The organism is Mesorhizobium sp. M0048 (genome assembly GCF_040323405.1).
Classification (GTDB): domain Bacteria; phylum Pseudomonadota; class Alphaproteobacteria; order Rhizobiales; family Rhizobiaceae; genus Mesorhizobium.
The window spans coordinates 24,241-37,946 of the sequence record NZ_JAMYUV010000057.1 but is presented as its reverse complement, the minus strand read 5'-3'; the positions used below and the strand labels follow the sequence as shown (position 1 = coordinate 37,946).

Annotated in this window: 5 protein-coding genes and 1 pseudogene; 1 reads left to right on the top strand and 5 read right to left on the bottom strand. The window is 60.2% G+C overall.

Annotation, left to right across the window (positions count from 1 at the left end):
• Positions 1–1,581 precede the first annotated feature (1,581 nt).
• The 5 genes from NKJ84_RS28715 to NKJ84_RS28695 all read right to left on the bottom strand — a co-directional run bounded on the left by NKJ84_RS28715 (position 1,582) and on the right by NKJ84_RS28695 (position 13,305).
• A complete protein-coding gene (locus NKJ84_RS28715) occupies positions 1,582–3,204 on the bottom strand; it encodes a hypothetical protein (RefSeq protein ID WP_352509229.1) in 1,623 nt (540 codons plus the stop codon).
• Complete coding sequence (locus NKJ84_RS28710) at positions 3,195–6,194, bottom strand: AAA family ATPase (RefSeq protein ID WP_352509228.1); 3,000 nt, start codon at positions 6,192–6,194, stop codon at positions 3,195–3,197. The genes NKJ84_RS28715 and NKJ84_RS28710 overlap by 10 nt, the downstream gene beginning before the upstream one ends.
• A gap of 404 nt (positions 6,195–6,598) precedes the next feature.
• A complete protein-coding gene (locus tag NKJ84_RS28705) occupies positions 6,599–10,066 on the bottom strand; it encodes an AAA family ATPase (protein WP_352509227.1) in 3,468 nt (1,155 codons plus the stop codon).
• The gene (locus tag NKJ84_RS28700; RefSeq protein WP_352509226.1) at positions 10,063–11,322 is read right to left on the bottom strand and encodes a metallophosphoesterase family protein; all 1,260 of its coding nucleotides are present in this window, start codon (positions 11,320–11,322) and stop codon (positions 10,063–10,065) included. Before NKJ84_RS28700 ends, NKJ84_RS28705 begins: the two co-directional genes overlap by 4 nt.
• Positions 11,323–11,457: 135 nt before the next feature.
• Complete coding sequence (locus tag NKJ84_RS28695; RefSeq protein ID WP_352509231.1) at positions 11,458–13,305, bottom strand: ABC transporter ATP-binding protein; 1,848 nt, start codon at positions 13,303–13,305, stop codon at positions 11,458–11,460.
• Positions 13,306–13,423: 118 nt separating this feature from the next.
• Between NKJ84_RS28695 and NKJ84_RS28690 the strand changes: the two are divergent.
• Positions 13,424–13,605: pseudogene (locus tag NKJ84_RS28690) on the top strand (Tn3 family transposase); the annotation flags it as partial.
• Positions 13,606–13,706: the final 101 nt, after the last annotated feature.

Here is a 13,706-nt window from a genome sequence, read left to right as displayed (position 1 = left end):
ATGGCCGGCCCCTCCAACAGCCGACCTCTCATGAATCACGCAAAACCGCTCTTGGGAATCCTCAAAACGCTCCCAGAACTAAAAAACTGCCAAAGTAGTGCTAAGCACGTTGCGACAAATAGCGAGATCGCTGTCCATACCTGTGGGAATGCTTGAGGCAGAGTCGGACATATCGGACGCCGCCTGATCAGTCGGATAATCTGCAAATGGGTGGAAGATCGCTCTTGTGATGTGTAGTTTGGGACTGATAGTCGAGGCTTGATTCCGTTGGACGCGAATGCCTTCTGGCGCATCACCGCCATGAGAATTCTCGTCCACTGTCCGATTCAGGAACTGCACACGGGCTCGCCGAACAAGAACTTGGAACGCTTCTTCATGCTGTCTTAGGTGATATAGCCGCCCGGAGTGCTGCGACACGTGCACGATAGTATCCGCTCGGGACGACGGATTGCTCACGGCAAACTCATGCTGGTCGGCAAGGCGATACTGGCTGGAGCATCAACTCGGCCGACGAGAGTGGCCCACCATCCTAGGCAGGATCGGCCGACATGGCCGGCATCGCGAGCCGCTCTGAAAAGAGCACAGCGGGCATCCAGACGCTGCCGGGTTGACTATGGGTGTCCGAACCGCGAAAAGGGGTCGCTCTTCATGAGTGGCGTGCGCCGGCAGTCTAACCCAAGCCCCCCCGCCCAGGCTGCCGGCGCGCTTCTAGGAACATCGAGGTGGGGCACTACACCGCTTCCTTGTCCGACTACGCTTCGATCAGATCCCGCGCGGCCAGCCTCGACCGTCGCTTGCGCCTCTGCCGCTGAGACCTTGTGCTTCCTCAGCGAGTCAAGCTGATCACCATGCGGGTCGCCAGTTCTGTTGCTCACCCACGTGCCATTTGCGATCTCGTGTCAGTGAGAGCACCGCAAGCACCTTCTCTGGTCTGGGCAAGGCGGCTTGCGTTGCCCGTGTTGTTACTATTCTTCGGCGTGGTCGAGTTTTTCCCTCGGCTTCGGAATCGGGACATTCGACTTTGCAAAAAATAGGCCATCGTGGTCGATCGTCACGCCCCCCAGTTCGGCGGAACGATGGACGCAGCGCAAGCTTTTTGCGCGGGGGGCTCGTCCCATTAAATACTTGGTGCAATTTGCGCTTTGCGTACCTCCGTGCATGTTGCTCGATGCCAGGCGGAGGCCTCTGTCTAAACGACCGCATCGATCGCGTTGCCGCGATCGCCGCAGCCGTTTTCGAGCAGGACAATCATGCCAGGCGGTGTCGGCAGCGATGCGCATGCAAAAATTCACAGATGCATTCTAGACTAGCGCATCTTCGCCATCGCGCTTGGCTATGAAGCCGCCTTCTTAGCTACGTCGCAAAGGGTTATCCGGCCAAGGCGGGTTCAATGGAATGAAATGAGGCCCTTTTGGGGTCCTGAACTTTCAACTTCCAGACTGCCATTTATGCGACTTTTCGAGCACAAACCGGGAACGCCTGACCGTTTCCATTCATCGCCCAAGGCCAGTTTAGCGCTGGAAAAGCCAAAGTGCGGGAGTGCAGAAATGGCCGCAACGGGCCGGAAGCAGACCATCCGGTTTAAGGGTACGGCGGGACCGTTGCCGCCATTCCCGATTCGCCAAATTCGGGCATGACGGCCTTTAGCAAAACTTGCAATCGACGGCTTGCTTCCGTATCACCATTGGGGCTTGGGCACAGTAGAGTGCAGTCGCTTGCACCTGGTATTGTCTCGAGGCTGCTCCACGCGCGGGCGGGTGGGGGGAAAACGACAAATCCACCCATGGGATGACATCTGACGACCTGGTCCTCAGTGGACCAACCAATGGTTCTCCTATACTTCTCGACGGTATAGGGTTTCGAGTTCGTAATCTCGCCCGACTTTCCATGATGCTCGGAACTGGCCAAGCAAGCGTCCCCGACCAACAGCGCCTTTTGAGTCGGCGTTGTTATCCGAACCAGATAGTCAGGCGAACACTTGAGCTCTGTTCCTATAAAAGGGCGCTCGACATCAAGGTCCTGATGGCGCGCCGCCCACTCCAGCGCGGGCGTAGCGCGCTCATGTGCCGGGGGGATCCGGTCATAGTCGATGAAGACGGGCTCAGCCTCGAAGTCCAATTCGATGACAACCTCACCTCTCGTGAGATGCCAAGAGCTTCGTTTCACACTCTCGACCACCTCAACGGTGCACAGGCCGGAGAATCCCTGTCGGCGCAGCTCTTTTGCGATCCAAACAATTCCCCAAAGCTCCCAAAGACGATTGAGGAAGAGCGGTGGGTAATGAGATCGCGCCGATTCAACCTCAGAAATCGCCTCTGACGGGGTCGGCGCGAAAGCGCGTAGCAGCGATCGAACTCTGTGATCTCGCTGAAAAAGCGGGCTCGGGTGGATTCGTGTACCAAGCTCAATGTCCCTCACGAAACCAGCAAGCCTCGTCCTCACATCGCCGAGTCCACGCAAGATTGAGCTCAGGCGCTCGACTTCCGCATTGATCTTTGTCTGACGATTACCAGGATTTTTCCGACCACTTTTGGCCGCCATGGTCTCAAGCGCACCCTCTAGAACCTTGGCAAGGTCGCATACTTGACCCGAACGGCGAGTCGCCCAGTGGGAGACTAGGGCGTTTTCTGCGAGCGGCACATCCTGTCTCGAGTGAGGCGCCAATTCCGTGAAGGGATTATTGCGGATCGAGCCTGCAGCACGGATCTCCTCTTCGAGCAGACTCATGATCTCGGCCGGCGTGCTTGAGCGCGGCCCGCTCACGGGCCGGCTCCATGTCCGGCCGGGCCGGTCGGCCAGCATGTCCCACACGGCTGCGAACCCTAGTTCACCTTCGATATCCTCCGCCATCGCAACCACATCGCGATAGCTGATAAGCGCCGTCGGGATGACATAGCAGCGCAGCACACTGTCCTTGGGGAATTTTAACACGGCGCTGACTTCGCCGAGCCGCCGCTGTCTCGACAATTCCTCTGACAGGTCCCATCGCTGCCATTGCATACCGTCCTCGCAAAGTTCGGACAGCTTCGAAACCTTCGTTTCACGGTGGCTAGGTTGCGCGGGGTGGCCCCGGGTTAAGAAATCCAGATAGGGATGATCGTCTCGGATTAGATAGCATGCGTCCGGTTTCCAGGGGTATTTGACACCCATCCCGTCCGCGTCCCTGACGCGCACCTCTTCGATGGTCGTCTGGTTCACTGCCACGGGGAAACGAACCCGAGGCGCGCCTGCTGGCGCGCCAGTTTGAGGCGACGTCGTGTTCTGGGCAGATCCTCGCCATCTTCGACAAAAGCTTCGATCGCCGTGAGCGCGGGGGCGAGCTGATCGAAGGCACCCGACAGTTTCACAAGTATGCGGCTTGCGATGAGGCGATCCACCAGATCGCTGCGATCCAAGAGCTCCTTGCCCTGGAGATCAAGCCGGTGATGCAGACTAAGCGATGCCCTGATGTCGGAGAGCACCCGGCGCGAGGGCAGCAGATCTTGACGAAGATCATGGTGATAGACCGCCTTGTGAAGCGCGCTCAACACGCCATCAATTCGTTCATCGGTGCTCGCACCAGTCATCGAGACTGCCGGCAGACCTGGGAGCGGGGTGAGAGAACGCAAGATCGTAAGCTCGGACGGTATTTCTCGATCATAGGGGACTTGCGATAGCTCTAACAGAAAACAGCGATCGATTACCTTTGGGGAGGGAGGCCTGGACGATTCGTCGATGTTCAGCGTCCCGAATACCCGACAGGCCGCGATCGGCTGATCTCGAGTCAGCGTGCCAGTCCCGCTATCGAGAGCATGGAAAAGCCGAGATAAATAATACTCTGGCCTCGTCAGATTAAATTCATCGAACAGGACCAGATGGGCCATCTCCCGTTGCGTGCGCAAAGCATTCAGCATGCCTTTGTCGCCAAAAAGGGCCTCGTCGTCCGCCCAATGCGCCTGCACGGCGACATCATGGAAGTCTTCTCCAGCGTTCTTGCCCAAGAGACGGGCAATCAACCGTACGAGCGTCGATTTCCCGCAGCCGGGTGGCCCGGCGAGTAGCACGATCGGTCGGACAGAAAGCGCCAGAAGCGACACTACGATGTCATCGAAGTGGAGATGAGGAGCCTCACTCTTAAGGACGTCGCGCAAGGTCGTCAAAGCGTGGGAGAAATCAGAGTCTGCGATCCGAATACTCCAGTCCGAGCGGCCATCCCGCTCTGATCGGGCAGAAGGTAAGAGCGGACCGGATGCGGCGACTACCGGTCCCGCCTTAGCCGGAGGAGCGCCGTCGACGAGTCTCATCTCGCTGACGACCACATCAGCCAACGGTTCGGCGGCATCAATGCCGTCATCCGACGTGAGAAACGCGTCCTCAACGTGGCGGCGAACAGGTCGGCCGTCGCGACCAATTGCGACGTCTGCTTCGCGATCATCGTCCGTATGCGGATCGTCGTCGACATCGATTCCGGCCATCAGACGCGCAGCGGCTGGGTCCCCTTCCTTGATAAGCCGCTCCAGCTCTTCGATTGAGACCCATCCGCGTTCGGCTGTGACCGCGACGATTTTAGACATGCCGAGATCAATAATGATGTCGTCGGCAGTGTCGACTGCCAGCGCGTTCGTCGGCAGAGGCTCGTCGAAGGGATTGAGCGCAGCTTCCTTTCTCTTTCGCAGTTTGCTGGCGTCGATCCAGAGATGCCCCGTTCCGTCCACCTGTTCCGAGGTTATGGACGCCCGCTCGGCTGCCGGGTCCCACACCAGCCGCATCCTGCCAGGCGAATGGCGGACTTGTATGGGCATAAAGCGTCGGCCGCGGCGGGCATCGACCCCGGCAGTGAGGGCGGGTACCAGCCGCGCCTTGGGCTCAGCGCCTTGGGCCAGAGCGGCTAGGCCATCGATCAGGCGTTCCCCACCGTCATCTACAAACGGGTCGTTTGGATCAAGCACGGTGACATAACGCTCCCGCTCCGCCGCCTCCTTGACACCCAATAGCAGCGGATGGGGGAGAGTGGCCTCAAGTGAAGCCGTGAAGAGCTCGCTGCTCGGTCCACTAGCCTCTCGAAGGCGGGGCGGAGCGTAATTGTGCAGAATATGTGCAAGGCCGCCAGCTGCAGCTGCGACGGCGAAAGAGCTTCCTACACGCAGCACGTTGGGGCGATGACCGTCCGGGAAGAGCGTCGCCAGCATCGCCTCTTCAAAGCCCGGCAGGAGGCTTGTTCCACCCGCCAGCAGGATCGTGTCTATCAGACGGTGCGCGTCACCAGGCGCATTCACGTCGCGTTCATGGAGACGTTCTTCGCTCTTTAGACGGGCGTCCTGCGAAGAGATTTGATTTTCGTAAAGCCGTTCGCATAGCTTTTCGAACAATGGACGCAACTCCGCCCAAAGCTCTGAAGAAACGGAGGCCAGCATGGCTTGGTCAATTGCAAGCGATGTCTGCGGCAACGAGTGGGGGTAGGAGTCCTGAGTTTTGCCCAAGCTAGCTTGCACTTTGTCCCGTTCGATGTCGCGCAGGACCGTGTCCGTAACATTCAGGCCAAGACGTTCGGCCAGTCGCCGATCTACCCATCGACCGGCATGATGATCGCTATCCCCACGCAGCGCGCGAAGCCGCAGGTCGCGCTGGGCACCCGTCTTGTCTATGTTGAGGATGGTACTATCGCGGCGACTGACGATCAGGGTCATGTTGGCGGTCGAGGCGCCGGCATCCACGACGAGGAGGACATTGTTCTCGCCTGCCTCGAGCTTCAGACTGCGCTTGAGAAGACGAAAATACTCCGCGACCATCTCTGGTTCTGGGAGAACTGTGACACCCGGAATGGCAGCCTCTATACCATCCTTGTACCGCGTTCTAGCGTCACTATCGGCGATCGACGGCATGAGGGCAAATTTGCGCCGCGACTGATATTCGGCGGGTATCCTGTCGAGGATCTTGCGGAGATATTCTCGAAAGACTTCGTCTCGTTCGAACTGTCGGAACGGCGTGCGAGGATCCGCCCGATCGTAAAAAATCTTCCGCACTGGGTTACCGTGCAACATCCAGTCCTTGATGTCATCGATTTCATAAAACCACGACGCATCGTCTGGGCGCTCCAGTTGGAGCGTCCACTGTTTACGGTCATTAATGGCCGGATCGGCGATTATGAAGCATTTAGACGATTGATATGGCTGATCATTATCCCATAAGAGAAATCGAAATGCAAAATCAGCCATGTCTACTATACTTCCGTCAATATCGAACTCTTGGTTTATGGGTGCGAACCAAGCTCTGGAACACTACCATATCACCAACTTCGCCCCATCTCGAAGCATATGCCGGTAGGAGCATCGCCCTTGCAAGAGGGCTCTGGCTTCGAGTTGCTAGGAGTATCCGGCTTCGGACAAAGTGACCGCTGATGTCGAACGGTTTCGGGATTGCCAAATCTTAGCAGCGATGCTGCGAGTGCGTGCAGATGCGGTCAGCTGGAGCGGCGTGTTTCGGGGTCACGACGATCACCGTGAACGGCGGGAATGAGGCGCAAAGCTGACACCAAAGCCGGCGCTTGGAATGTCGATTAGACTAGCTAAGGGGAAATCGAACGGCACGGTATTTCCGCAGCGCATCAAGAAGTCCAATCTCATCCGAGCTCATGGACCGCTACGCCCGGCACTACAGCCTTGGCGATCTCGCACAGGTGCTGGTGGTGCGTCAGGTAGATTACCTGTCCTGCACTGGCCATCTCCCCAAACAGCCGGAAAACCTCCTCGGACCGGACATGGTCGAAGGTCTCCATGATGTCATCGGCGATGAATGGAACTGAGGGTCGGAACTGTGCGAACTCGTAATACCCGGCAAGCCTGAGCGCCAAGTAGAGCTGAAAACGTGCCCCTTTTGACAGCGCATCGGCGACCTTGGATTGCCCGTCGCGCTGCAACGCGATGAGCACTTCCCCACCCTTCACGGGCTGGGTTGTCAGGCCAGAGTACTGGCCGCGCGTCATGAGGGCGAAGGCGTCCGACGCGCGCTCCATCATCCCGGAGCGATGACGTTCACGGTAGACGCGCAAAGCATTGCCAGCCGACATTATTCCCAATTTCAGCTCGATATAGCGGACGGCCTTTTCCTCGATTTCCAGAAGGACGGTGCGCCGTTCGGCATCTACGCGGGCAACAGCACTGTCGCCGCCAATAGCGTCCAGCTTGTCGGTCGCGCGCGTCTGCCGAATGAGCTGGTGCTGTATTGCCTCGTCAGAAGCGCGAAGCCGTTGCTCGGCCTCAGCCTTCTCGATTGCGAGACTGTCGAGATCGACGGCATCCAATATCGAACGCGCCTGCTCGAACCCTTCCGTCGCGAGCTCGGATGACACCTGCTCCTCAAGCTCGGCCACGGTTGTGCGCAGGCGATCCCTGTCGCGCAGCAGTTCGTCGCGTTGCACGACGTCCGCTAGCGTGGCAACGCCAAAGACGCTGAGGACCTCGTTCTTGTGGCGCTCATGCGCCGAAATCTCGGCATCGAGGATCTCACGCTGATCCTGCAGGCGCTGCAAGTCATTGACGAGGCTTGCCTTGGCCTCGCGCGTGCGCTCGGCGCGCTCCAGGCGCTGGGCAAGCCGGATCGCCAGCTGTTCCGGTTCGTCGTCGGCCGCCTCGCCCGCTTCGGCTGCAACGGCGGAAACCTCGACCAGAAAATTGTCCCTGTCGGCCTCCATCTTCTCGATGCGAAGCTGCATGGCGTCCCGGTCCTGAAGGCCCTTGGACAGTTCAGCGAGTTGATCAAGGACGCCCCCCATGCCGGACACCGAGATGCCGCTCTCCAGCCAGGTGCCCTTGAGCGCTTCGGCAGTACCGGCCTGCCATTCATCCTCACGTCGCTCCGCGACTTCGACAGCGCGGCGCCTGGCGGCCAGATCCTCTTGCCTTGTGCCAACGGTCTTGAGCGCTTCGGTGCGCTCAGCGTCCACCTTGAATTGTCTCTCAAGGAATAGCTCTGCCACGGCCATGACCGTCTCCAGGCTGTCACCAGCATCCGAACCGACGCCGACGCTCGCCAGAGCACCGTTCAACACCAGGCGTATTCGCCCTTCCTCATCAACCGCCCGCTCGGCTTTCTTGCGCGAAAGCTCGATCTCCTCCCAGGCCGCGAGCGCATCGATGCGGGCATCGATGCGGTCCTCGATCAGCTCGATCAGCTGTTCGGGTGATATTTCCTGGCACGGTCCGAGCAGCTCTCTGGCGGCCGTGCGTATTTCCAAGAGCAAAGCCTCCCGATCTGAGCCGTTGCGGGCAAGTTGGTCGCGCGCATGCGCGATGGCGGCCGCGGTTTCTGCGAGGTTGCGGCTTGTGCCGCGAATCTCGACCAGTTCCCGGGCGTTGGCCAAGCGGCCTGCGCCGACACTGTCGTCTCGGGCCAGTGTTGCCGCGAAATCATCCGCGGTTTCGCCAGTCAGGTCATCGCGATGTCTTGCCCAGGCCTCGTCCCGGGCGCGCCGAATGGCGTCCGCCGCATCATCGTCGGCGATATCGACCGAGGCTCGAAGGACTTCCAGCCGCGCCGAAAGCAAGTCGTGATTGCCTTGGTGCTCGGCAAGACGATCGGAAAGGACGCCTCTGCCCTTCCCGAGCTCCGCTGCCAGCGCTTTCCATGCGCCAAGCTGCGCAGCATTCGGTATGGCGATCCTGGCCAAGGCCTGCGCATCTCCTGACCAGGGATGCAAGCGCGCGATCGCGGCCTGCCATCGAATTGCACCGGCATCCGCGGCCTCGCGTGCCGCCTTGGTCTCCCTCATGTACCCACTGGCCTTTGCCGTAGCCAAAGCCGAAACCAGCCTTGCCCTGGCAGGCTCGGGCACGGCCCGTTCTTCTCCGACCCGCTCGCGTGCCGCCTGAAGCGCATCGGCTGCTGCCGCAGCCTCCTCGCGCGCAACGCGGACGCTGGTCACAATCCCCGATCGCTGCTCGATCATGGTGCGCACGGCGCCAATGGTTGCGGCAGGCAAGAGCAGTTTGGCAGGGTCTGGCTCAGAGGACCTGCCAAGAGCGGCAAGGCAGGCCGCCACGGCATTGTCGAGGATTTGCAGTTCCGTCCTGCGGCTTGGCAGGTCGAGACCGGCCGAGACGTGGCGCACCTTGCGGTCCGCCAGGCCGCGAACCCGTTCGGAAATCGCAAGGATCACCGCGTCCACGTCGACCGATGCGATTTTCGTCGTCACCCGCTCAAGCTCGTCCTCGCTCGCCGATAGCCGCGTTCTCAGGCTGGCGTCGGCCTCGATCATGTCGGCGACGTTGCCGGTCCAGCTCCGTGGCGGTGACGCGATCTCAGGCAACTCGGCCAATTGCGCTTGCTTGCGCCTGATGTCCGCAAGGATCGGCATCGCGCGAAGATACTTCGCGATCGTATCGAGCCGAGCCGACAGCACCGACCGCTCGGCGATGCTTCGGTCGTATTTTTCCGTCGCGTCGAGACGCTCGACTTCAAGGCTCTCATAAGTCGACGCCAAAGTGTCGATCGCGTCCTTACTGGCCTTCAGTTCCGCAAGCCGCTTCTTGAGCAGTGCAAGCTCGGTTCCGTGTGCCTGCTTGCGATAGAGCCTGTCCGCCTCGGCCTCGAGCAGGCTCAATGTATCGCTTGCGTGCCCAAGCCCTGCGCTCGCCGTGAACAGCAGCTTGCCCAGGTCGCCGCGCGATTCCAGGATCGATCTTCCACCTGCTTCCAGCGTTTCGTCGTCCAAGGAGAACATGGTCTGGTATGCGTCGCGAGACAGTCCGGCGAGATGGGATGAGATCGCCATCTCGCTGACCGGTTGGCCAGCCGCGTTCAGCAAGGAGTTGGCGCGCTGTTTGGTGCGTGTGAAAAAGTGCTCCTCGCTGCCGAGTTCGAGCACCCCGCCGATGCGCATGGCGCTGTACTCGTGCAGGAAATTGTAGCGGCTGCGTTCCTCGATGCCGAACAGCAGGTCGAGATAGCCCGAAAGTGCTGTCGACTTGCCGGCTTCGTTCAGGCCGAAGACAATATGCAGGTCGGGACCCGATTTAGGTTTCGGACCGAAGTCGATCGTCCTGTCGGTGAACTTGCCATAACGGATGAGATCAAGTCGCCGCAGCCTCATTGTGATCCACCGGCCTTGAGACGGGCGGTAACCAGGTCGGCGCCCTTGGCAAGCACCCTGTCGAGGAACAGCTCCAGCTCAGCCTCGTCCTTGCCGGCGAAGTCGCGCCCGTCAGGCGGAAGGTCCGCGATCATTTTCTGGACAAGCGCCCTCGCCTCAGCTCGGAACGTGTCCGAGCCGGCATCGGCGCGCATGGATTGAGCGAGTTCGAAAATCGGATCGGCGATGCCCTCGGATGGTTCGGCCGCGGATGGAGAGACGTTAAGCTCGAGCTTCTCCACCCAGGTGTCACCCATCTGCTCCGCGACCTGCTCGGCTTCCGCGAGCAGCAGGTCGCGGTCACGGATCAGCGCCCAGGATAAAGGTGATGCGCCGGTCAGGCCGAGACGGACCATGGCATGACGGGATTTGACAGAGGCGCGAACACGTTCGAGCGCGGAGCGGACTCGGCCGACGACATCGGACCACTCGACCGTTTCGGTCAGGTCGACGTTCACCCGCTCAAACTGCGCGATACCGGTCAGCCGTTCTTCGATCTCAATGGTGCGGTCGTCGCGTATCGTCACCAGGGTGACGGATTTCTCCCCGGCCTCATTGATGTCCCTGCCCTGTGGAATTCCCGGCATCACCACCGTGCTCGATCCGGGATGGACCTGGCGGACATGGATGTGCCCAAGCGCCCAGTAGTCGAAGCCATGGGCATGCAGGTCGGTGGCGTTGCAGGGGGCATAGACGTCGTGGCCGGGCGATCCGGCCAGGCTGGTATGCATGATGCCGACATTGACCGCGCCTTCACGCGGCGCTGAATACTTGGGCAGCAGGCTGTCCGGCGCCTTGGGGCTGGCGAAGCTCAAGCCATGAAACATGACGTCGAGCCCGGCGGCTGTCTGCAGCACTGACTGGGGACTGCCACCGAAGATCGTGACCGTCTCCGGGAACACCAGCTGCTTCGATATGCGCGATAGCGCGTCATGATTGCCACGGATCTTGAAGACCCTGATGCCGGCCTGATGCAGCCGTGTCATCTGCGACCCCAGGAAGCGGGCGGTTTTCATCGACGTCTGGTCGCCATCATAGAGATCGCCGGCAATGACCAGCGCATCGACGCGTTCCGCAAGGCAGAGGTCCACGATCGAGACAAACGCCTGACGGCTGGCGTCTCCGACGAGTTCGGCAAGGTCGCCGTTTCGCATCGCCAGCGAACGCAGCGGCGAGTCGAGGTGGATGTCGGCGGTGTGGACGAATCGAAATGGCATGGGACTGGCTCCGGTCCGAGCATAACGGTGTTCGGCTGCGGCTCGACTGGAAAAATTTCAAGATACGGGGTGTTGCCCGCGCGGCGATCGGCACCTGACGGCCAATGGGCGCCGTCACCTGGTGGCAGGCGTAGGTTAGCGGAGCTCGTCTGGAATAAAGCCGCCGGTCTGACGTTTCCAGAGGCGCGCAAACAAGCCGTCCTGTTTAACCAGCTCGTCGGGCGTGCCTTCTTCCACGATACGGCCCTGATCGAGCACGACTATCCGATCCATCATGGCGATCGTAGAAAGGCGATGCGCAATGGCAATCACCGTCTTTCCCTCCATGACCAGGTTGAGCTGTTCCTGGATGGTGGCTTCGGATTCGCTGTCCAGAGCAGAGGTCGCCTCGTCCAACACCAAGATCGGCGCGTTCTTCAACAACACGCGGGCGATGGCGACGCGCTGGCGCTGGCCGCCCGACAGCTTGATGCCGCGGTCGCCGACGAAGGCCTCATAGCCCTTGCGGCCTTCGGCGTCCGAGAGATCGGCAATGAAGGCATCGGCGGCCGCCATTTTCGCCACCTCTTCGACTTCCCGCTCGCTCGCCTCCGGCCGGCCATAGCGGATATTGTCGCCAACTGAACGGTGCAGCAGCGCGACATCCTGCGCGATGACACCGATGGCGCGCCGAAGGCTTGCCTGGCTGACGGCGCGGATATCCTGCCCGTCGATCAGGATCGCGCCCTCCCTGATATCGTAGAAGCGCAAGAGCAGGTTTGCCAGCGTGGTCTTGCCCGCACCCGAGAGGCCGACGAGGCCGACCTTTTCGCCGGGACGGACCGTCAGCGACAGATTTTCGATGACAGGCTTGCCGGCCTTGTAGGCGAAGCTGACATTTTCGAAACGGATCTCGCCGGTCTCGACCTTGAAATCAGGCGCATCCGACCGGTCGGTGATGGTAGGCGGAGTTGTCATGACCGGCATGGCGTCCTTGAACGTGCCGATCGCCTGGAAAATCTGCTGGCCCATTTGCAGGAACGTGAAGATCTGTGTCGACAGCCGCTGGAGGATGTACACAGCGCCGACAAACTGGCCAACGGAGAGAAACCCTTTGACGAGACCAGAAAATCCGATCGAAAGCCTCGTCAGCCACAGCACCATATTGAGGACGACGACCGTCAGTTCCGAGGTGCGATAGATGCGTTGTTCGCGGTGTTGCGTCTGTACGGCCTCCTGGATGGTTCGACGGATAGCGCCGGCCTCGCTGTCTTCGGCAGCGAACTGCTTGATCATCTGCATGTTGGTGTAGAGGTCGGTGATGGCGCCGGCGACCATGCTGCGCTGCTTGGCGGTACGGCGCGCGCGTTCGGCAAAGGTGGGAACGACTTTGACGGTGAATGCCACGTTGAGCGCGATCCAGACGACGACCGGCAAGGCAAGCTGCCAGGACAGCGAACCGAGCAGGACCACCGAGCCGACCAACTGGACCAGGAAGCGTGGGATGGACTGGAACGCGGCAATGATCTGCTGCTGGACGGCAGATGCTACCTGCTGCAGGCGCGAGGCAACCTGACCGGCATAGAGATCATGGAAAAAGGCGAGATCCTGTCGCGCCACCGCCTTGTGGCCCTGCCACTGGATGGCGGCCGGCATGCCGACGCCGAGCGTGTGCGAGGTCAGAGTGTTGAGCAGGAACGAGGCGACCGGCATGGCCGGAAAGATCAGCAGGCCAAGGAAAGTCAAAAGCGGCCATTCGTTTTGCAGGAATGCGGAAGCGCCCTGCTGCGTGACGCCGTCGACGATGACCGAAAGCCCCCAGACGATCGTCAGATTGATGGCTTCCATCGCCATCGAGGAAAGCGCTAGCGCAATTAGCACGCCGCGAAACATCGAAATAAAATGCAAAAGGACGGCTAGCGGCCCCTTGGAGGGCAGCGGCCGGTAGGGAATATCCAGTGGCCGGATCAAGTTCTCGAATGGACGGTAAATCGCATCTGAAATTCACATGGGCCGCTCGGGTCAAATCGGTAGGAGGGCGGGACTCAGCTCCACGGACCGGGATAGGATCAGTTACCGGCTGCAATCCTAGATAGAAGATCTTGGCACTCACATTTGCAAGCGCGCGGTCACAGAGCTCAAACGAGAGGGAAGGAATATCCCAGATACGCTGGTGAAGCATATCTCGCCTCTAGTTGGGAGCACACCAACCTGACCGGCATCTACACCTGGGACAGCGAGCAACATCTCTCGGAAGGCTTCAGGTCGCTTCGCCTCCCGGCAGGGCTACGGCGTGCCGCATAAGGTTCCTGCTCGGTTCGACCCTTTGCGTACGATTCCGCACTGTTCTTGTTCCGACGCCCTTGCAGAGAGGTTACGCTGCCTACTTTGCGATGGTCTCTGGA

Bases quoted from the DNA above. Each gene is read 5' to 3' on its own strand.
- NKJ84_RS28710 (WP_352509228.1), bottom strand. From the start codon at position 6,194: ATGGCTGATTTTGCATTTCGATTTCTCTTATGGGATAATGATCAGCCA.
- NKJ84_RS28700 (WP_352509226.1), bottom strand. From the start codon at position 11,322: ATGCCATTTCGATTCGTCCACACCGCCGACATCCACCTCGACTCGCCG.
- NKJ84_RS28705 (WP_352509227.1), bottom strand. From the start codon at position 10,066: ATGAGGCTGCGGCGACTTGATCTCATCCGTTATGGCAAGTTCACCGAC.